Raw genomic sequence first — 21222 nt, 5'->3', positions numbered from 1 at the left:
GGCGCGGACGAGTCAGTTAGCATGGACAGGCATTCATTTGCCATGTCGTTTGTCACTGCGCCGAAAGGGATCAGGTGCCGCAGGCACTGGATGGACGCCCATCCGAGCCGGCCACATTCGCCGAGCGGCCCGACCGGGAGCCGGCAGAGACCGAGCCTTCCCCTAGTCGGCCGGGCCCAGGGTCCGGCTCTGCGCGTCACGCCGCACGGGGCGGTCGTCGGTGACCGTCGCAACCTCTCTTCTCTCGCTGTTGGCGATCGTGGTGCTCACCGCGGGCACGGCGATCTTCGTCGCCGCCGAGTTCTCGCTGACCGCGCTCGAACGCAGCACCGTCGACGCCAACGCCCGCTCCGGTAACCGCCGCGACCAGATGGTGCAGCGCGCACACCGCACACTGTCGACTCAGCTCTCCGGGGCGCAGGTCGGCATCTCGATCACCACCCTGGCCACCGGCTTCCTCGCCGAACCCGTCGTGGCCCGATTGATCGAACCTGGCTTGGCGGCCCTGTCCCTACCGAAGAGCGCCGCCACCACGCTGGCGCTGGTCCTGGCGATCCTGATCGCGACCTCGGTGTCCATGGTGTTCGGCGAGCTCGTGCCCAAGAACCTCGCTGTGGCCCGCGCCGTGGGGACCGCGCGCTGGTCGGCGCCGCTGCAGCTGATGTTCTCGTTCCTGTTCACGCCGCTGATCCGGCTGACCAACGGCACCGCGAACTGGATCCTGCGCCGCCTCGGCATCGAGCCCGCCGAGGAGTTGCGCTCCGCCCGCTCCCCGCAGGAGCTGGTGTCACTCGTCCGATCCTCCGCCGAGAGCGGATCGCTCGATCCCGTGACCGCGGTGCTCGTCGACCGGTCCCTCCAGTTCGGTGATCGCACCGCCGAGGAGCTGATGACGCCGCGCTCGAAGATCGACACCCTCGACGCCGACGACACCGTGCTCGACCTCAGCCAGGCAGCAGTCCGCACCGGACACTCCCGCTTCCCGGTGATCCGCGGCGACCTGGACGAAACCATCGGCGTCGTCCACGTCAAGCAGGTGTTCGCCGTGCCGCACGGCCAGCGGGCCACCACGAAGTTGTCCGACATCGTGCAGTCGGTGGCGCGAGTGCCCTCGACCCTCGACGGCGACGCCGTGATGTCGGAGGTACGGGCCAATGGGTTGGCCACCGCGCTGGTCGTCGACGAATACGGCGGCACGGCAGGCATGGTCACCGTCGAGGACCTGATCGAGGAGATCGTCGGCGACGTCCGTGACGAACACGACGTCGAGCCACCCGATGTCGTCCACGCCGGCGGCAACTGGCAGGTCTCCGGGCTGCTGCGCATCGACGAAGTCGCCGAGAACACCGAATTCCGCGCGCCCGAGGGCGATTACGAGACGATCGGCGGCTTGGTCCTCGAACAGCTCGGCCACATTCCCGCGGAGGGAGATTCGGTGGAGCTCATCGCATTCGACCCCGATGGTCCGATCGACGACCCGATCCGGTGGCTGGCGACCGTGGTGAAGATGGACGGCCGACGCATCGACCAACTGGAGCTGACGAAGCTCGGCCGCGCGGACGACACGACCGAGACCGGGGAGGACGCCTGATGGGTGACGTCTTCGGCGTGCTGCTCACCTTCGTGCTGCTGGCCGCCAACGCCTTCTTCGTGGCCTCGGAGTTCGCGCTGATCTCGGCGCGTCGGGACAGGCTCGAGGCGCTCGCCGAGCAGGGCAAGAACAGCGCGGTCACGGTGATCAGGGCAGGCGAGAACCTGTCGCTGATGCTGGCAGGCGCTCAACTCGGCATCACGGTGTGTTCGATTTTGTTGGGCCGCGTCGCCGAACCGGCAGTGGCGCACCTGTTGGAGAAGCCGTTCGAACTGCTGGGCATCCCGATCGCGCTGCTGCACACCGTCTCGTTCTTGGTGGCGCTGTCCATCGTCGTGACGCTGCACGTCCTACTCGGGGAGATGGTGCCGAAGAACATCGCGATCGCCGGCCCGGAATCGACGGCGATGCTGTTGATCCCGATCTATCTGGTGTGGATCCGTGCCGCCCGCCCGTTCATCGCGTTCTACAACTGGTGTGCCAACACGACCCTGAGGGCGTTCGGTGTGGAACCGAGGGACGAGCTGGACGTCACGGTGTCGACGGTCGAGCTGTCGGACATGATCGCCGAATCGCTGTCGGAGGGTCTGCTCGATCCCGAGGAGCACACCCGGCTGACCCGCGCCCTGCAGATCCGTAATCGGGTGGTCAACGACGTCGCGCTGCCGCTGCACCAGATTCGCGCGGTCCCCGCAGCACATTCCGGGGCGGGACCGACGATCGGCGCGCTCGAGCAGGCCCTCAAGGAGACCGGATACTCCCGCTTCCCCGTCGCCGACCCCTCCGGCGCGTACGCGGGCTACCTGCACATCAAAGACGTGCTGCCGCTGCTAGACGGCCCGAACGATGATTCGATGGTGCTGGAGTCGTCGATGGTGCGCCCGCTGCCCCAGGTGCCTGCCTCGATGCCGCTCCCCGATGCGCTGACCCGGCTGCGCCGCACCAACAGCCACCTCGCCCTGGTCACCGCCCCCGACGGCACGATCACCGCGATGGTCGCCCTCGAAGACCTCGTCGAAGACCTGGTCGGAACGGTCCGCGACGGCACCCACCGTGTCTGATTCCGCCGTCCGACCGACTCCTGAGCTCGTCGACTGGCAGGACCGGGCCGACGCCCACCGTTGGCGGGCCGACGCCCTGCTCGCCCCACACGTCGAGCGCCGACACACCGGCCGGCCCCACCCAGTGTTCGACTTCCTGTTCACCTACTACCGGCTGCGCCCGCGGCATCTGCGCGTCTGGCATCCCGGCTACGGCGTCGTGCTGACCGGTGCGGGGGCCGACGCCTACCTCACCCGGGCCGGGTACGAGCGCAGCGGTGACGGGGTGACTGTCAGTCGTGACCATCTGGTGACGCGTTCGGACACCGTGAGGTTCATCGCGGATCTGCTCACGGCGACGGCGGCGCGGGCCCCGCGGTTCAGCTGCTTCGGCATGCACGAATGGGCAATGGTCTATCGCACCAAGCAGGTGCGACACGACGCCGTGCCGCTGCGCCTGGGGGCTGCCGGTACGGACGCCGTCGTCGAATCGATGCCGTTGCGCTGCAGCCACTTCGACGCCTATCGCTTCTTCACTCCGGCGGCAGCGCCGCGAAACGTCCGGCCGCTGTCGCGGGCCACGCAGATCGCCGAGGAGCAGCCGGGCTGCGTGCATGCCGGCATGGACCTCTACAAGTGGGCGGCCAAACTCGGGCCTCTGATCGAATCCTCCCTGCTGCTGGATTGTTTCGCTCTGGCCGTCGACGCCCGGATCCTGGACATGAGGGCCAGCCCGTACGACCTGCGCGACTACGGTTTTGCCCCCATCCCGATCGAAACACCCGCCGGCCGAGCGCAATATGCTGCAGCGCAGGAGGACATCAGCGTGCGCGCCGCACCGCTGCGCACTCGCCTCGTCGACGCCTGCGTCGCGCTCGCCGACGAGGTGGCGCTCACCGGCACGGGTGGGGCGTTTACCGGCGGGTAAGCTGGATCGACGGATTTCACGACAGGCAGAGCGCGTCTCGACGCGTGTATGCCGCCGAGGGAGGAATCATGACCGAACGTGTGACGGTGGGTAACCTGCGCGTCGCCCCGGTGCTGTACGACTTCATCACCAACGAGGCGCTCGCGGGTACCGGAATCGATCCCGACACGTTCTGGTCAGGCGTCGACAAGGTGGTCGCCGACCTCACCCCCAAGAACCAGGAACTGTTGGCTCGCCGTGACGAGCTGCAGGCCCAGATCGACCGGTGGCATCGCGCCCGCATCATCGGCGGTTTCGACCCCGAGGAGTACAAGCAGTTCCTCACCGACATCGGCTACCTCGAACCCGAGCCGGGCGACTTCTCGATCACCACCGCCGGCGTCGACGACGAGATCACCAGCACCGCCGGTCCCCAGCTGGTGGTGCCGGTGCTCAACGCACGCTTTGCCCTCAACGCGGCGAACGCCCGGTGGGGCTCGCTGTACGACGCGCTGTACGGCACCGACGTGATCTCGACCGATGACGGCGCGGAGCCCGGCGGCTCCTACAACCCCGTGCGCGGCGACAAGGTCATTGCCTACGCCCGCACGTTCCTCGACGGTGCCGCGCCGCTGGCGGAGGGCTCGTGGGCCGACATCGCCGGGCTGGCGATCGCCGACGGTGCGGTGACCGCCCGCCTGGACGACGGCGGAACCGTCGGGTTGGAGGACCCGGCGCAGTTCACCGGCTACCTCGGTGAGCCGGACGCTCCGACGGCGGTGCTGCTGATCAACAATGGCCTGCACATCGAGATCCTCATCGACGCCGACTCCCCCATCGGGTCGACCGACAAGGCCGGGATCAAGGACGTCGTGCTCGAATCGGCGATCACCACGATCATGGATTTCGAGGACTCCGTGGCTGCCGTCGACGCCGACGACAAGGTGCTGGGCTATCGGAACTGGCTCGGGCTGAACCGCGGCGATCTGTCCGAAGAAGTCAGCAAGGGTGGCAAGACTTTCACCCGCGTGCTCAACGACGACCGCACCTTCACCGGTCCGGACGGCGAGCAGATCACGCTGCCCGGTCGCAGCCTGCTGTTCGTGCGCAACGTCGGCCATCTGATGACCAACGACGCAATCACCGACTCTGACGGTGCCGAGGTGCCCGAGGGTATCCAGGACGCGCTGTTCACCAGCCTCATCGGGATCCACGGGTTGAAGGCCGGAGACGACGGCTCCACCTCTCATGGCCCGCTGCTCAACAGCCGCACCGGGTCGATCTACATCGTGAAGCCCAAGATGCACGGGCCTGACGAGGTCGCCTTCACCTGCGAGCTGTTCAGCCGGGTCGAGGACGTGCTCGGCTTGCCGCAGAACACCATCAAGGTCGGCATCATGGACGAGGAACGGCGCACCACGCTGAACCTCAAGGCCTGCATCAAAGCCGCCGCCGACCGCGTGGTCTTCATCAACACCGGCTTCCTGGACCGCACGGGCGACGAGATCCACACGTCCATGGAGGCGGGCCCGATGATCCGCAAGGGTGCGATGAAGTCGACCGCGTGGATCTCGGCGTACGAGAACCAGAACGTCGACATCGGTCTGGAGACCGGCTTCTCGGGCAAGGCGCAGATCGGCAAGGGCATGTGGGCCATGACCGAGCTGATGGCCGACATGGTCGAGCAGAAGATCGGCCAGCCCAAGGCCGGCGCCACCACCGCCTGGGTGCCCTCGCCGACGGCAGCGACCCTGCATGCCATGCATTACCACGCGGTGGACGTGTTCGAGGTGCAGAAGGAACTCGAAGGCACGAGGCGCGCGACCGCGGACGAACTGCTGACGATCCCGCTGGCCAAGGAGCTCGCGTGGGCATCCGACGAGATCCGCGAAGAAGTCGACAACAACTGTCAGTCGATCCTCGGCTACGTCGTGCGCTGGATCGATGCCGGCGTCGGCTGCTCCAAGGTGCCCGACATCCATGACGTCGCGCTGATGGAAGATCGCGCGACGCTGCGGATCTCCAGCCAGCTGCTGGCGAACTGGTTGCGCCACGGTGTGATCACCGCCGACGACGTCAAGGCCAGCCTGCGGCGGATGGCCGCCGTGGTCGACGAGCAGAACGCCGACGATCCCGACTTCCGGCCGATGGCGCCCGACCCCGAGGGCAGCATCGCGTTCCAGGCGGCGCAGGAGCTGATCCTCGAGGGCGGCGCGCAACCCAACGGCTACACCGAGCCGATCCTGCATCGCCGCCGGCGCGAGTTCAAAGCCGCCAACGCGCACTGATCCCGACGACAGACCAGGGCAACGACAAGGCAGGTACAGGACGACTTGGGTAGACACAGCCTTCCCGATCCCGACGACTCGGACTCCACCAGACGGCAGGGACCGGCGCCCGACGAGTCGCAGACCGAACGCTTCGACGCTGCACAGCGCCACGAAGGACAGGGCCACGAAGGACAGGGCCCGGACGGAACGCGCCCTGATGCAACACAGCGCAGCGGCGGGTGGGACAACGGCGAATGGACCGGTAGCCACCGGGCCATCACCCCGGGTCGCAGGAAGATCTCCGTCAGCGTCATCGTCGCTCTGATCAGCGTCGTGGTGATCGTCGGCGCCGTGATCCTGTGGCGGTTCTTCGGCGACGCGCTGTCCAGCCGCTCTGATGCGGCCGCAGCCCGCTGTGTCGAGGGTGAGTTGGCCGTCGCGGTAGTGGCTGACCCGGCGATCGCCGAGCCCGTCACCGCGCTGGCTCAGCGGTACAACGACACCGCTGAGCCCGTCGGCGACAAATGCGTCAAGGTCAACGTCACCTCAGCCGACTCCGATCAGGTGTTCAACGGCCTGTCCGGGGACTGGCCGGCCGACCTGGGACAGCGTCCTGCTCTCTGGATCCCCGCCAGCTCCGCGTCGGAGGCCCGGCTGGAGGCCAAGACCGGGCCGCGCACCGTCAGCGACAGCCGCTCCCTGGTCACCTCGCCGGTCGTGGTGGCCACCTCGCCGCAGCTGCAGGGCGCCCTGAAGGACCAGAACTGGGGCACCGTGCCCCGGCTGCAGAGCGACCCGGCCGGTCTGGACGGCCTGGGACTGCAGGGATGGGGTGGACTGCGGCTCGCCCTCCCCCTGGGGCAGGACAGCGACGCGTCCTACCTGGCTGCCGAGGCGGTCGCCGCCGAAGCCGCGCCCTCGGGTTCTCCGCCCAGCGCCGGGCTCGGCGCGATCAGCACTCTGATGGCCGCCGCGCCCAAGACCGACGACGCGAACGCCGGCACGGCGCTCGACGCGCTGGTCAACGCCGACGATCCGGAGACCGCGCCGGTGCGCGCCGTGGTGACCACCGAGCAACGGCTGTTCCAGAAGGCAGCGGACACCCCCGATGCCAAGGCCAAGCTGGCCGCGTGGCTGCCCACAGGTCCCACCGCCGTCGCCGACTTCCCCACCGTGTTGCTCTCCGGCGATTGGCTGGCCCAGGACCAGATCTCGGCGGCCAGTGAGTTCGCCCGCTTCATGCGCAAGCCCGACCAGCTCGCCGATTTCGCCAAAGCCGGGTTCCGGGTGGAGGGTCAGCAGCCGCCGGCCAGCGACGTCGTGAGTTTCGGGCCGATCGGCACACCCGTCGACCTCGGCGACAACGCGCTGCGAGCCACCATCGCCGACACCCTGTCCAGCCCGGCGCAGAGCCCGACGGTCACCGTGATGCTCGACCAGTCGATGCCGACGGACGAAGGCGGAAAGGCGCGGCTGAGCAACGTCGCTGACGCGCTGAAGGCGCGTCTGCAGGTGCTGCCGCCCGACTCCGGGGTGGGGCTGTGGACGTTCGACGGGGTGGCCGGACGGTCAGAAGTGGCGCTGGGAGCGCTGTCGGACCAGGTGAACGGTCAGCCCCGCTCGGCTGCGCTGACCTCGGCGCTGGACGGGCAGACACCATCGGGCGGCGGTGCCGTTTCCTTCACGACGCTGCGCCTGGTGTACACCGATGCGTCGGCCAAATACCGCCAGGGACAGAAGAATTCGGTGCTCGTGATCACGGCCGGCCCGCACACCGACCAGTCCCTGGGTGACGACGGGCTGCGACAGTACATCAGCGGAGCCTTCGACCCGGCGAAACCGGTGGCGGTCAACGTGATCGACTTCGGCGACGACCCCGACCGGTCGACCTGGGAGGCCGTCTCCCAGACGACCGGCGGCACCTACCAGAACCTGTCCAGCTCGTCGGGCCCGGACCTGGCGTCGGCCATCGCGACCATGCTGGGCTGAGAACCTCCGCCAGCCGCGTTCTGGTCGTATATTGACGTCCGTGACCGGGGGGTTCTGGCGCAAGAACGGCGTCTCACGCGGTGTCCGGATCCTGGCCACCACACACTTCACGCTGTTCTGGCGTGCGCTCAGTGTGACGCCCGGGGTCGGCACAATGGTGAACCGCTGGCTCATCAACTCGCTGATCTACACGATGCAGACCCGCCCCGGCGCGTTGAGCACCAAGCAGGACTGGACCTCGTGGGAGTCGCTGCACGACCGCACCTACAGCCAGCGGCACCTGCCGCCGCTGCCCGCGTACGCAGCCGGCCTCCCCGCTCCGGACACCGTGGCCCAGGTGTTCGCCCGCCCGGGGCCGCGATGCCCCGACTCGCCGAAGTCGACGCTGCTCTTCCCGATCTTCGCGCAGTGGTTCGTCGACGGATTCCTCCGAACGGATCCACGAGACGACACCAAGAACACCTCGACACACGACATCGACCTGAGCCAGCTCTACGGCCAGGAAGACACGGTGACCGAACTGCTCCGCGAGCGCCGCGGTGGCCGGCTCAAGAGCCAGACAATCCTCGGCGGGGAGTTCCCGCCCTACCTGTGCGATGCCGACGGCCACGTGAAGCCGGAGTTCGAGGAACTGGAGATCATCTTCCGGGGTAAGGACCTCGAGGGGACGGACGCCAAGGCCGTGCGCGGCGGCGCGGTGCCCGATGCGCTGACGTCGAAGCTCTTCGCGCTCGGCATCCCGCGGGGCAACATCCACTACGGCTTCGTGATGATGAGCACGCTGTTCCTGCGCGAGCACAACCGCATCGCCGGGCTGATCAGCGACCAGCACCCTGGTTGGAGCGACGACCGGGTGTTCGACACCACCCGCAACACGCTGACCGTGGTGCTGCTCAACATCGTCATCGAGGACTACATCAACCACATCACGCCGATCAAGTTCCCGCTGTCCGTCGAACCGGGTATCGGCGCGCACGAGCGGTGGTACCGGCAGAACTGGATGTCTGTCGAATTCAACCTGTTGTATCGGTGGCACTCCCTGGTGCCCACCGAGGTCACGGTCGGCGGCCAGCGGCAGCGCTTCGCCGACTTGTGGTGGGACACCCGCCCGGTCACCGAGCACGGGTTGTCCGCGCTGTTCGACGAGGCGTCGCGGCAGCCCTGTAGCACGATCGCCGTCGGCAACACCGATCCGAGCCTGCTCGCGATCGAGGAGAAGTCGATCGCGATCGGCCGGCACACCGCGCTGCAGCCCTACAACGCCTACCGGAAAGCGTGTGGCTTCCCTGAGCTGCAGAGCATCGACGACCTGACCTCGGATCGGCGGGTGCGTGAGGCGCTGAAGACGTGCTACGGCCCCGACGGGATGGACCGTGTCGAGCTGTTCGTGGGGCTGTTCGCCGAAGACATCCGGCGCGGCAGCACGCTACCCCCACTGATGAGTGCGATGGTGGCAGTGGACGCGTTCTCGCAGGCGCTGACCAACCCATTGCTGGACCCCGGCGTGTACGGTGAAGCGACATTCTCCGAGGTCGGGTGCCAGGTGATCGACTCGACGACGACCCTGTCGGACGTGGTGCTGCGCAACATCTCCGGAGAGGCGCCCGCGCCGCGGGTCAGCCTGGCCCGGCGCCGCTGGCGCTGACCGGCGAGCAACTGCTCGAAAGGGTGTGGCGACGTGTTCGACACGCACCGCTTCGCTCGCCTGATTGCTCAGTGACGAGCAACAATGGTATGACGGCGTTACCCGATCGACGTATGGGGATGCGAAGATCAGCTAACAGTTCGGTGATGAGGGGGAGCAAGCGCACGATGCCGACCCGACAGTCCGGCCAGACCGGACCCACTGCTGCGCCCCGCGACTGGCGGGACCGCAAGCGCTACGTCTGGCTGCTCGGAATAGTGATCCCGATCCTGGTGCCCGCCTCGTGGGGGGCTGTGCTGCTGACCGGCTCGGGGCTGTTCTGGTGGTCGGGACCGTGCCTGATGCTGATCGTCATCCCCGTGCTGGACTTCCTCGTCGGTGCCGATTCGGAGAACCCGCCGGACAGTGTGCTCGCCTATCTGGAACAGGACCGCTACTACCGGTGGGCCACCTACCTGTATCTGCCCGCCCAGTACCTGTCGCTGGTGCTGGCGTGCTGGTTCTGGACCGGCGGTGGCGGGGTGACGATGACGCCGCCCGACAAGGTCGGTTTGATGTTGACGGTCGGTGGTATCGGCGGTGTCGCGATCAACACCGCCCACGAACTCGGCCATCAGAGGGCCCGCTCGGAGCGCTGGCTCAGCAAGGTCGCGCTCGCCCAGACGGGCTACGGCCACTTCTTCGTCGAACACAACCGTGGTCACCACGCGCGCGTGGCCACCCCGGAGGATCCGGCCAGCGCGCGCCTCGCCGAGAGCGTGTACGCCTTCTACTGGCGTTCGATCCTGGGCAGCCTGCGCTCGGCCTGGTCGCTGGAGAGCCGGCGGCTGCGACGGCACGGGCAGAAAGTGTGGACGCTGCACAACGACGTGCTCAACGCGTGGTTGATGACGGTCGCGCTGTTCGGCGCGCTGACCGCCGGGTTCGGGATCGGGGTGGCGCCCTGGCTGATCGGCCAGGCGCTGCTGGGCGTCTTCCTGCTGGAGACCATCAACTATCTGGAGCACTACGGGCTACGCCGCCAGCGCCGGCGCGACGGATGCTACGAGCCGGTGCGACCGTCGCACAGCTGGAACAGCAACTCGGTGATCTCGAACGTCTTCCTGTTCCACCTGCAGCGGCACTCCGATCACCATGCCAACCCGCACCGCCGCTACCAGGCGCTCAAGCACGCCGACGAGGCGCCCCAGCTACCGGCCGGCTATGCGTCGATGGTGGTCCTCGCGCTGTTCCCGCCGCTGTGGCGGTGGGTCATGGACCGTCGCGTGCGGGAGCACTACCGCGGGGACATCCGGCTGGCCGCGTTGCGGCCGCGTCACGAGCAACGGCTACTGCGGGGGGCCTGAGGCCACCTCGCGAGTGCGCTTGAGGGCCATCGCCGCTGTCTTCATGGACAGCGTGGGCGACAGACGCTCCAGGTACCACAGGGCCTTCCACCATCGCGGCACGACGATGATCGCCTGATTGCGCCGTACGCCGCGCAAGGCCTGGGAGGCGAACTGATCCGGTTCGATGGGGCGCAACGCCTCGCCGAGCTTGATCAGGCTCTCCCGGCTCAGGGTGCGGTTGCGGCCGTACTCGCCGCCGGAGAGGATCGGCGTCCGCACCACCCCCGGGCACAGCACCGACACCTGGACACCGTGCGCCGCTGCCTCCACCCTCAAGGTCTTCGACAGCGCGACGACGGCGTGCTTGGTGGCCGAGTAACCGGCCTGGGCCGAGGTGGTGATGAGGCCCGCCATCGATGCCGTGTTCACGATGTGGCCGCTGCCCTGGGCGATCATCCTCGGGTAGGCGGCCTGCACACCGTGGACGACGCCGCGCAGGTTGACGTCGATGATGTCGGTCCAGTCGTCCAACGTGAGCGCGTCGACCTCACCGCCGATGCCGATACCGGCGTTGTTGAACAGGAAATCGAGACGGCCGCTGGTTCGTACGGTCTCGTCGACGGCGGCCTCGAATGCGGCTGGGTCGCGGACGTCGAGGGCCAGCGCGTGAGCGGTGGCCCCGGAGCCGCGCAGGCGCCGCGCGAGGTTCTCAGCCGCCTCGACCTGACGATCGGCGATCCACACGTGGGCACCTTCGGCGGCCAGGGCTTCCGAGAGGGCGGCCCCGATTCCCGACGCACCGCCGGTGATGAAAGCGACCTTGCCCGCCAGACCCTGTGATGCCACCTTCGGAAGGATAGCGGTCGGCCGCTGCGTCAGTTCCCCGAGTCGGCGCCGCCCCCGGCGGACGAGGATGCCTTGTCGCCCTTGCCTGCCTTCTCGGTCTTGTCGGTCTTGTCGGTCTTCTCCGTCTTGTCGGCCTTGTCCGTCTTGTCAGCTGTGCCGGTCTTGTCGGCTTTCTCGGCCTTCTCGCCCGCCATGGCCTTCAGGAACCCTCGCAACGGCATGCGGTGCTTGCCGCCCTGCGCTGCCGCGCCGTCGGTGTCGCTGCTCACGGCCGCCGCGTCGGTGGACTCGACGTCCGGGGCGGCTTCAGAGCTGGTCTCAGAGCCCGCATCCGGGGCGTGCACGGTCGGAGGGTCGCTCGGCGCGCTGTCGGGTTTCGTCGAGGCCTGTTCGACGACAGATTCCGCGGCCTCGGCGGTGTCTGTGTTGTCGGTGGCCGCTGAGCGGATCAGCGGGCGGGCCTGGGGTGAGGCGACGGTATCGGTCGCACCCGCCGCCAGTTCACCCTGAGTGGGCTTGCCCTCCAACCAGGTTCGGTTGTACGCGCTGTCGACGATCGCCCGCAACTTCGGCTCGATGTCGGCGACCAATGAACCCAATCCCATGTCGTAGAAGCCCTGCAGCAGCGGGAGATGCTCGGTCGGTGCGTAGACGTAGGTCGTCTTGCCTTCTTTCCAGACGATGTTGTCCGGGTTGTCCAGATCGACCTCGTCATAACGCAAGTGCACATAGACGAACGCGGCGACGCCGTTGGCGACTGCGAGCAGATTGAACGGGTTCGTCGGGAAGTCGGCGATCGGATCGTATTCGGCGGCGACGTCGACGATGTCGTACTGCGTGTTCGTCGGTGTCCGCAGCAGATCACCCCAGAACCAGCCATTCACCCCGCCGTACTTGCGTCCGCCGTTGCCGAGCAGCACGAACGAGAGCTGGTCGGGCGTCGGGGCGTCTTTGTCGTCGGCGTGATCCTTCAACCACACCGATGCGATGCGGGCGCCGCCGCTGTAGGCGTACACGATCTTGGGATCGGTACCGACGTCGTGAATCGCCCGGTCGAGACGATTGACGTTCTCGGTGACACCGAACTCGATCGGGCCGTAGGGCTGAATCCAGTCGTAGGGGACCTCACGGCACACCTTGGGGGCATCACAGAGCACTCCCCCGAGATTGTCGGCCATGTCCCAGGGCGTCGGACCGTGATGCAGCACCGTGGCAGGCCCCGGCGGGATCAACGACGAGGCTGTCGACGTGGCTGCGGCGGCAGCCGCGGCGGGCATCGTCCCGCCACCGAACGTCAGTGGGAGGGTCGCCGCGATCGGCAATGCCGCTGCGGTCACCACTGCCTTGGTCGTTCGTTTCACGCCATATTCCTTCCGAAGTGACGACCGTGCGGTCGTCAGATGACGGGACAAGTAACCGGGGTAAAGAGGTGGAGCCGAGTGGTCGAGCGACGGGAGCGCCAGCGTTGCGTGACCATTGCCTGAGGGCCACGACTGTGCTTCTGCGCTGACGGGGTCAGCGCGTCGACCGCCGCGGACGTTACCGTATGCAAGTACTTTTCGCGTGCCTACATAGCAAACTCACGGGAAGTGAAATCTGGCCACTGGCTGCATATTGGGCGATCGTGGCTATCCAGGTCTCACCGTCTGCCCGAGGGCGGCGCGGTAACGCAGCCGTCAATGGCGCCTCTGGACCACGGCTGTAGGTGGGTCAAAATAATTGGTGGACAACATCTTCGGCAGATCGCCGACGTGCCGGCGGCGCACGCGGAAGGCCGGTGGCGGGATGGCCGGCAATCGCGCGACTCGTTGCTAGCTGGCAGAGCGTGTCACTTGGGTTTGCTCTGGGTCCTCAAGTTCTTACTCGAAAGTCAGATGGTTCATCCGTGGGCGTATCGGTAACCCCAAAGGTGCGCCTCCGCGAGCACGCAATGTTCACTGGCTGGCCACCTCGGCTTCCGGGTGTGCTGTGGGTGATGGTACAGACCAAAAATTTTTTTTAGCCACTTGGGTGTCAGCAACATCTCAGCGACAAACTCTACGAATACAGAGAAACACTTAATAACACGCATGTAAGATTAGCTGATAGAACAGGAGTACACCTGTGCGCCCAGAGAGTGTCCAGTACAGAGTCATATCAACATCGGATCTCGGCGGACCGTGGCTTGTCACTGAGATCGCCAGGTGAAATTCTCTACTAATGTAGAGAACCTATAAAGTATAGGTAACAGCAATAGATACGCACTTTGCCTTTATTGCAAAAAAGTGGAATGTCGCGTTTTTGCTACGAACTTGTTGACGGACGCGCAATATGCTCTTGTCACGCCGAGAACGGCGAGTCGACAATCGTTTCAATTCGGGGAGATGTCATGAAGAACACCATTCGCAAAGCCGGTGTTGCCTGTGGCACCGCTTTTGCCTCAATCGCGATAGCGCTGACCACCGCAACGGGAGCCAGTGCCGTGAGCACTGCGGTGATCATCGGCGGTATCAAGATCAAGTCCATGGATGACACGTTGATGAAGCCGCTGCTCGAAGGCGCGTTCAAAAACGACGTTCGAACGTCGGTCACGTGGCCGGCCGAGGCCGGTCCGTACTCGGGCAAGGGTGACATGACACTCGGCGCGTCGATTCGCATCGGCATCCCGAACCTGGACGCAGCGATCGACACCGCCGTCGGCAATCTCCAGGCTCCCGGCGACAAGGTCACGGTCGTCGGACTGTCGGCCGGCTCGCTCGTCGTCAACGAGGTGATGCGCCAATGGATGGAAGAGGGCACCATGCCCGATCCCTCGAAGGTGACGTTCATCGTCGTCGAGGACTCCAGCCGCCAGGAACTGATCAAGGACGCCAAGTACAGCTCGAAGTACGACTACACCTACCAGCCGCCGCCCGTCACGCCGTTCAACGTCGTCGTGATCACCGGTGAGTACGACGGCATGGCCGACATGCCCGACCGCCCGTGGAACTTCCTGGCGATGGCCAACGCGATGGCCGGCTCGATCGTCGTGCACGTTCCCGTCATGTACACGACCTCGATGGCAGAGCTGGAAGCGCTCAAGGGGACGATGTACTACGAGAAGACGGTCAACGCCCAGGGCGGTGTCACCGAGCACTACCTGGTGCCCACCACCACGCTGCCGCTGGTGCAGCTGATGCCGTGGCTCAAGCCCAAGGAGGCCGAACTCAAGGCGAAGATCCAAAAGGGCTACAGCCGCTACGATGCCGCCCCCGCAGTCAAGGCGGCCGCGCTCACCGCACCCGAAGTCACGGCTGCCGCAGAGTCGTCGGATTCCGGCAGCACGACCGGTGAGGAAGCCTCTGCCGGACAGGCCCAGCCGGAACCGAAGGTGACGGCTCAGGATCGTCGCGACGCACGGGCCGAGGCCCGGGCAGAGGCCAAGGCCCAGCGGGCCGAGGCGAAGGCGGCTCGCGCCGAGGCCAGGGCCACGGCCAAGGCGGAGGCGGCCGCCAAGCGTGAAGCACGAAAGGCAGCCCGCCAGCAGGCTGCGACGGACGATGCGTCGTCCGATGGACCAGGGTCGTCTGAGTCCTCCGGCTCCTCGGAGTAAGCCCTCCCCGGAACTCGAGGCTGCCTGAAGCTTTCAGACACCCGCCCGAAGCCCCGTCCGACTGGTCGGGGCTTCGTGGTGTCTGCAGCAGTGTGTCAACAGCACAGTGTGTCTGCGGAGCGGTGTGACGGCCAGCGCGCCGCCCGGCGACGGCCTAAACTGCTGTGGCCGATGACCTATTTGCTGTGAGGTAGCGTTGATCTCCATGGATTCCCCGCAGTACGACGCGATCGTCGTGGGCGCCGGATTCGGCGGAATGGGTGCCGCGATCCAGCTCAAGAAGATGGGTTACGACGACATCCTGATCGTCGATCGCGAGGACGACCTGGGCGGCACGTGGCACGTCAACCACTACCCCGGGTTGGCCGTCGACATCCCGTCGCCGACCTACTCCTACTGGTTCGAGCCCAACCCGCGGTGGTCCCGGCTCTACGCCCCGGGCTCGGAACTCAAGGAGTACGCCGACCACGTCGCCGACAAGTACGACGTGCGCAAGCACATGCGGTTCAACGCGTCGGTCGACGGTGCGCGGTGGGACGAAGAGAACCAGTTCTGGCAGGTCGCACTGTCCGACGGGGAGACCCTGACCGGACGGTTCCTGGTCGCCGCGACCGGGTACCTGTCGCAGCCCCGCAATCCTGACATCCCTGGCATCGAGGACTTCACCGGTCGCATCATCCACAGCATGGACTGGGACGACGACTACTCCCCCGCCGGTGAGCGGATCGGCCTGATCGGTACCGGCGCGACGGCGGTGCAGCTGATCCCCGAGCTGTCGAAGACCGCGGCGGAGGTGACGGTGTATCAACGCACGCCGATCCACGTGGTTCCGAAGATGGACTTCGCGATCCCACCGGTCGTCCGTCGACTGTTTGCCCGTATCCCCCTGCTGCAGCGCCTGTTCCGCTTGACCACGGATGCCAACCTCGAGGTGATGATGATCCTGTCGGTCATCAACTACAAGTATTTCCGGCAGCTCAACGTGTTCGCGTCCTACCTGTCGCAATTCCATCGGTTCATGTCGATCCGGGACAAGGGCCTACGGGCGAAGTTGACCCCCGACTACGACTTCGGCTGCAAGCGCCCCACCTATTCGAACTCCTACTACCGCACGCTCGCCAAACCGCATGTGCACCTACAGACCGCCGGCATCGAACGCATCGTGTCCGACGGGATCGTGGCCAACGACGGCACGAAGGCGACCATCGACACGCTGGTGCTGTGCACCGGCTTCGACATCTGGGAAGCCAACATCCCGGCCATCGAATTGATCGGCCGCGACGCCCGCAACCTCGGGAAGTGGTGGCGCGACAACGGCTTCCAGTCCTATCAGGGAGTGACGGTGCCCGCGTTCCCCAACCTCTTCATGCTGGCCGGGCCGTATGCCTCCAGCGGTCTGTCGTACTTCAACACCATGGAGTACCAGATGCGGCACATGCACCGGCTGTTCGGTGAACTGCAACGCCGGCGCGCACAGGTCTTCGAGGTCACCGAGGAGGCCAATGTCGCCTTCCGGGAACGGATGGCGGCGAAGTTGGGCAAGACGGTCTTCCGGCAGGGTGACTGCGCACGGTCGCGGTCGTACTACTTCAGCCCCAGTGGGGAGACGCTGGTGCGGCCGGCATCGACGAACGAAACCAACCGCGAGAACGAAAGTTTCCCGCTCAGTCACTACGCCTTCAGCTGACGCCGCAGGTCAGGCCAGCTTTTCCCGGTTCCTGTGAACCTGGTGGCTAGCATGGCTACATGAATGTGCGGCGTGCCAAGAGTGTTCTCGCAGCGGTGATTCTGGCGCCGATGGCGCTGCTGACGGGGCTTGCCGGCGCCCCGGCGGCGCAGGCGCAGCCCTGCCCAGACATCGAAGTGATCTTCGCGCGGGGCACCGGCGCCGACCCCGGCCTCGGGTTCGTCGGCGACGCCTTCGTCGACCAGCTGCGGTCCAAAGTCGGCGGTCGGTCCGTGGGCGCCTACGCTGTCAACTATCCGGCGGGCTTCGACTTCGACGAATCAGCCCCCGCCGGTGCCGCGGATGCCACCGCCCGCGTGCAGTGGATGGCCGACAACTGCCCATCGACCAGGCTGGTGCTCGGCGGCATGTCCCAGGGTGCGGGCGTCATCGATCTCATCACCGTGGACCCGCAACCTCTGGGCCACTACACGCCGACCCCGCTGCCCGCGCATCTCTCCGACCACATCGCCGCCATCGCAGTGTTCGGCAATCCGCTGCGCGATGTCAAGGGCGGCGGCCCCCTGCCCGCCATGAGCAGCACGTACGGCCCGCGCAGCATCGACATGTGCGCCCTCGACGATCTGTTCTGTTCCAAGGGGTTGAGCCTGCCGGCGCATTTCGCCTACGTGGACAACGGGATGGTCGCGCAGGCGGCCGACTTCGTCGCCGGCAAACTCTGAGTCGCGAGCAAACTCGCCACCCACCTGGGAGCATTCCCAAACCTGTTTCGGTCGGCAATCGCTGACAAGTCATATCTGACGGTCGGGTCGATTCCGTAAACTCACAGCTGAAGATCCCTATTACCGGCTGTGCGGCGCGTAGGGTGTGTGCTACGCAGCAAATTGCAGCGCCGGGGAGGGCACATGCGTTTCAGCACAAGGTCAGCTAAGCGTTCGACACACCGTTGGGTCGCGGTGGTCGCAGCTGCTGTGGTGCTCCCGGCGACACTCGGCATGCCCAGCCTGATCGCGGCACCCGAGGCGGCCGCCGCCGTGCCCGATCAACTCAAAGTGGTGACCCTGGCGTTGTATCCGGGACACAACAGCGACGACCACGACGGCATCATGTGCACCGGAACGCGTACGTGCAACCCGGTGGCCTATCCGTACCTCGACCGGTACACCGGGTCAGACGACCTGCAGGCTGCTCTTGCGGCCACCGACTTCACCCAGCCGATGGTGGTGTTCGGATACAGCCAGGGCGCGCGCGTGATCGGTCAATGGCTCGAGGACCGCGCCGGGACCGAAGGGGTGCCAACCCCGGCACAGCTGAGCTTCGTCCTCATCGGCAATCCCGACCGCAAGTACGGCGGAACGCACAGGCGGCTCGGCTCGGTCACGCCGGCCACCGACTACGGCATCATCGACGTGACACAGCAGTACGACCGGGCCTCGGACTGGCCGGACAACCCGATGAACCTGTTGGCGTTCCTGAACGCGAACGCGGGGCTGACCAACATCCATGTCAACTACGACGACATCGACATCTACGATCCGGCCAATTACGTCTGGAAAGAGGGCAACACGATCTATGTCTTCGTTCCGACGGAGAACATCCCACTGCTCGACCCGTTGCGCAAGATGGGCCTCGACAAGCTCGCTGACGAACTCAATGGTCCGCTGAAGGCGAAGATCGAAAAGGGTTACGACCGCTCGTATCTGCCGGAATCCCCCGGTTGGCCCCCGGACCTGCTCCCCCCGATCGTGCCGCCGAACCCCGAGCCCGAACCGCAGCCGCAGACGCGAGCAGCGACCCCGCTGGCGAGCGCGCTGGCCACAGCGCGAGACGCGCGGAAGGCGCGCGCGGCCGAGGTGGCTGCCGACGCGGCGGTGGACGCCGCGGTGAACGTGGTGAAGGCACCCGTCATCGAGGACGAGCCGGCAGTGGCCGACGTCGACGCCACGGCCACGACGCCCGACACGGACGCGGCGCAGGAGTCGACCACGAAGAAGAACGCCGCCGATCGCGCGGCCACACGCAAACGGCCCTTCGCGCGGCTCTTCGAGCGACACACCCGCTCGTCGAACGCGTCGTCGGACACAGCAGCAGGCGGGGACAGCGCATCCGGACAGGAGTGAGGACACCCGCTGTGCTTGGCTGATGTCATGGACGTCAGCCACCTCGCACCGCTCGAACAGACCGCCCTGCTGACCGAATACTGCCGCGCCCTCGACCAGCGCACGGCCCGGCCGATCCTGAAAGACCCGTGGGCCACCGAGACCGTCGGCGCCATCGACTACGACTTCACCACCTTGGCCGCCACGCCCAGCGTGGTGCCACTGGTGGCGCTGCGCGCCAAGATGATCGACGAGATCATCAGCGCGTTCCTGTCCGAGCACCCCGACGCCGTCGTGGTCGATCTGGGGGCCGGCCTGTCCTCGGCAGTGCACCGGGTCGACCCCACTCCTGGTGTCGACTGGTACAGCGTCGACCGGCCCGCCGTGTTGACGCTGCGCGCCGCTGTACTTCCGGCCCACCCGGCCGACCATCCCGTCCCCGCAGATCTGACCGCGCGGGGCTGGGCCGAGCAGATTCCGGCCGACCGGCCCGCCATGGTGTTCGCCGACGGGTTGATCGCATTCCTCGGCGAAGCCGAAGTGCAGGCGTTGCTCTCCGACGTGACAACACATTTCGGCACGGGTGTGCTCGCGTTCAACGACTACGGGCCGGTGAGCCGGGCCAACCGGCTGCTGGGCCGACTGGCGACCTCACGCAAGACGAACTCGCCCCACAACCAGTGGAACTTCCCCGGATTCGCCGATGCCCGCCGGCCGGAGTCCTGGGCCGCGCTGACCCTGCGTCGAGAACAGAGCGTGATGCAGCGGCCCGAAGCCGCGGCGTTCCCTCGCGGACTGCGGCTGGCGGCGCGGCTGTCCCACCGCATCCCGTCGATCGCCCGCAAGGCGCGAGTGCTGTCCTACCGGTTCTAGCGGGCCTCGCCGTTGCCCGCCGAGACCGAATCCGCGGCGCGCGGTCCCGCCGGTGTACGGCGGTGCACGACCACGCGGCCGCCCTGCGCCGGAGTGACGGTGACACCCCGGCTGTGCGGCTTCTCGTCGGGTGCGCTGGTCGGCTCGATACGGAACTCACGCAGGATGGTGCGCAGCGTGACCTCCATCTCCATCGTCGCGAACGAGGCTCCGATGCAGCGCATCATGCCGCCGCCGAAGGGGATCCACGCGAACGGGTTGGGCGGCTTGCCGACGAAGCGGTCCGGGTCGAAGCGGTCGGCGTCGGGGAAGCTGCTCTCCGCGGCCATCGCGAGCTGGGTGCTCGCCAGGATGGTGGCACCCTCGGGAATGACCCACTCGCCCAGCTGAATCCGGGTGCGAGCCCGGCGCAGCGCGGCGGTCAGCACCGGGCGGGTGCGCTGGGACTCGGCGATGGTGGCCAACAGCAATTCGTTGCCACCCGCGTCGACCTCGTCGGTCAGCCGTACCAGCAGATCAGGATGGCGACGAATGCGCTCGATGGTCCACGCCAGCTGCGTCGAGGTGGTCTCGTGACCGGCCACCAACATGGTGAGCAGTTCGTCGACGATGTAGCTGTCGGGAAGCGGTGAGCCGTCGTCGTAGCGGGCCTGCAGTAGCAGCGACAGCACGTCGCCGCGGTCGGCGAAATCCGGATCCGAACGAGCCTGGCTCATCACGGATTTCAGCAACTCGTCCATTCGGCGCCGGTAGCCGGCGAACTTCCCGCCCGGGCTCCAGGGCCCCATGTCCTTGCGCACGATCGACGGCATCAGCGCGATCTTCGACCCGAACTCGACGGCCTTGGGCATCAGCTCACGCATCTCGTCGAGTTCGGCTCCCTCGGCGCCGAACACGGTACGCAGGATCGTGTTGAGCGTGATGCGCATCATCGGGTCGACGGTCGGGAACTCGACCCCCTCGGCCCAGGTGCCGATCTCACGCAGCACCTCCTGCTCGGTCACGGTCTCGTAGGCGCGCATGTTCTTGCCGTTGAACGGCGGCAGCAGAAGCTTGCGCCGGGCGAGCAGCTCGTCACCCTCGAGGTTGAAGATCGAGCCGGGGCCGAGCACGTCGCCGCCCAGGTTGTTCTGCGGCCGGCCGATCAACTCTCGACTGCTGCTGAACAGTTCCTTGACCAGTGCGGGATCACTGATCACCACCGTGGTGCCGAACACCGGCACCCGCAGCGTGAACGTGGAGCCGTACCGGCGACCCAGCGCCGCGATCGATCCGTAGCGGGCCGCGAGTACGGCCGCGCCCTGAACCAGGCTGGGTACGGGCGGGCCCGGCGGCAGCTTGACCGGATCTGTGGTTGCCGCTGTCATGGTGTCACC

Annotated in this window: 16 protein-coding genes; 12 read left to right on the top strand and 4 right to left on the bottom strand. The window is 66.7% G+C overall.

Annotation, left to right across the window (positions count from 1 at the left end):
- Positions 1-220 precede the first annotated feature (220 nt).
- The 7 genes from ACZYYX_RS18490 (at position 221) to ACZYYX_RS18460 (ending at position 10788) form a co-directional block, all read left to right on the top strand.
- Positions 221-1591 carry a hemolysin family protein gene (locus tag ACZYYX_RS18490; protein WP_463816046.1) on the top strand — a complete coding sequence of 457 codons (1371 nt, stop codon included), beginning with the start codon at positions 221-223 and terminating at the stop codon, positions 1589-1591.
- The gene (locus ACZYYX_RS18485) at positions 1591-2652 is read left to right on the top strand and encodes a hemolysin family protein (protein ID WP_463816045.1); all 1062 of its coding nucleotides are present in this window, start codon (positions 1591-1593) and stop codon (positions 2650-2652) included. The genes ACZYYX_RS18490 and ACZYYX_RS18485 overlap by 1 nt, the downstream gene beginning before the upstream one ends.
- On the top strand, positions 2645-3559 hold the full coding sequence (locus ACZYYX_RS18480; protein ID WP_463816044.1) for a 3-methyladenine DNA glycosylase: 915 nt from the start codon (positions 2645-2647) through the stop codon (positions 3557-3559). The genes ACZYYX_RS18485 and ACZYYX_RS18480 overlap by 8 nt, the downstream gene beginning before the upstream one ends.
- A 68-nt stretch (positions 3560-3627) precedes the next feature.
- The gene (locus ACZYYX_RS18475; protein WP_463816043.1) at positions 3628-5826 is read left to right on the top strand and encodes a malate synthase G; all 2199 of its coding nucleotides are present in this window, start codon (positions 3628-3630) and stop codon (positions 5824-5826) included.
- 45 nt (positions 5827-5871) lie between these two features.
- On the top strand, positions 5872-7797 hold the full coding sequence (locus ACZYYX_RS18470) for a vWA domain-containing protein (protein WP_463816042.1): 1926 nt from the start codon (positions 5872-5874) through the stop codon (positions 7795-7797).
- 40 nt (positions 7798-7837) lie between these two features.
- Complete coding sequence (locus ACZYYX_RS18465) at positions 7838-9442, top strand: peroxidase family protein (RefSeq protein WP_463816041.1); 1605 nt, start codon at positions 7838-7840, stop codon at positions 9440-9442.
- Positions 9443-9609: 167 nt separating this feature from the next.
- Positions 9610-10788, top strand: a complete 1179-nt coding sequence (locus ACZYYX_RS18460) for an alkane 1-monooxygenase (RefSeq protein WP_463816504.1) — start codon at positions 9610-9612, stop codon at positions 10786-10788.
- Here ACZYYX_RS18460 and ACZYYX_RS18455 read toward each other — a convergent pair.
- The 3 genes from ACZYYX_RS18455 to ACZYYX_RS18445 all read right to left on the bottom strand — a co-directional run bounded on the left by ACZYYX_RS18455 (position 10771) and on the right by ACZYYX_RS18445 (position 14121).
- Positions 10771-11616 carry an SDR family NAD(P)-dependent oxidoreductase gene (locus ACZYYX_RS18455; protein WP_463816040.1) on the bottom strand — a complete coding sequence of 282 codons (846 nt, stop codon included), beginning with the start codon at positions 11614-11616 and terminating at the stop codon, positions 10771-10773. The two genes, ACZYYX_RS18460 and ACZYYX_RS18455, sit on opposite strands and share 18 nt — an antisense overlap.
- Positions 11617-11645: 29 nt before the next feature.
- Positions 11646-12977, bottom strand: a complete 1332-nt coding sequence (locus ACZYYX_RS18450; RefSeq protein ID WP_463816039.1) for a PE-PPE domain-containing protein — start codon at positions 12975-12977, stop codon at positions 11646-11648.
- Between the two features lie 958 nt (positions 12978-13935).
- Complete coding sequence (locus ACZYYX_RS18445) at positions 13936-14121, bottom strand: hypothetical protein (RefSeq protein WP_463816038.1); 186 nt, start codon at positions 14119-14121, stop codon at positions 13936-13938.
- Between ACZYYX_RS18445 and ACZYYX_RS18440 the strand changes: the two genes are divergently transcribed.
- The 5 genes from ACZYYX_RS18440 (at position 14120) to ACZYYX_RS18420 (ending at position 19846) form a co-directional block, all read left to right on the top strand.
- Positions 14120-15187, top strand: a complete 1068-nt coding sequence (locus tag ACZYYX_RS18440) for a PE-PPE domain-containing protein (RefSeq protein WP_463816037.1) — start codon at positions 14120-14122, stop codon at positions 15185-15187. The two genes, ACZYYX_RS18445 and ACZYYX_RS18440, sit on opposite strands and share 2 nt — an antisense overlap.
- A gap of 205 nt (positions 15188-15392) precedes the next feature.
- Complete coding sequence (locus ACZYYX_RS18435; RefSeq protein ID WP_463816036.1) at positions 15393-16874, top strand: flavin-containing monooxygenase; 1482 nt, start codon at positions 15393-15395, stop codon at positions 16872-16874.
- A 59-nt stretch (positions 16875-16933) separates the two neighbouring features.
- The gene (locus ACZYYX_RS18430; RefSeq protein WP_463816035.1) at positions 16934-17596 is read left to right on the top strand and encodes a cutinase family protein; all 663 of its coding nucleotides are present in this window, start codon (positions 16934-16936) and stop codon (positions 17594-17596) included.
- 234 nt (positions 17597-17830) lie between these two features.
- A complete protein-coding gene (locus tag ACZYYX_RS18425; RefSeq protein WP_463816034.1) occupies positions 17831-18994 on the top strand; it encodes a PE-PPE domain-containing protein in 1164 nt (387 codons plus the stop codon).
- 27 nt (positions 18995-19021) lie between these two features.
- Positions 19022-19846 (top strand): class I SAM-dependent methyltransferase, encoded by an 825-nt coding sequence (locus tag ACZYYX_RS18420; RefSeq protein ID WP_463816033.1) that lies wholly within the window; start codon positions 19022-19024, stop codon positions 19844-19846.
- Here the strand turns inward: ACZYYX_RS18420 and ACZYYX_RS18415 are convergent.
- Complete coding sequence (locus tag ACZYYX_RS18415) at positions 19843-21213, bottom strand: cytochrome P450 (RefSeq protein WP_463816032.1); 1371 nt, start codon at positions 21211-21213, stop codon at positions 19843-19845. The genes ACZYYX_RS18420 and ACZYYX_RS18415 overlap by 4 nt on opposite strands.
- Positions 21214-21222: the final 9 nt, after the last annotated feature.

The organism is Mycobacterium sp. IDUB_1 (genome assembly GCF_055419625.1).
This window is presented reverse-complemented; position numbering and strand designations above follow the sequence as displayed.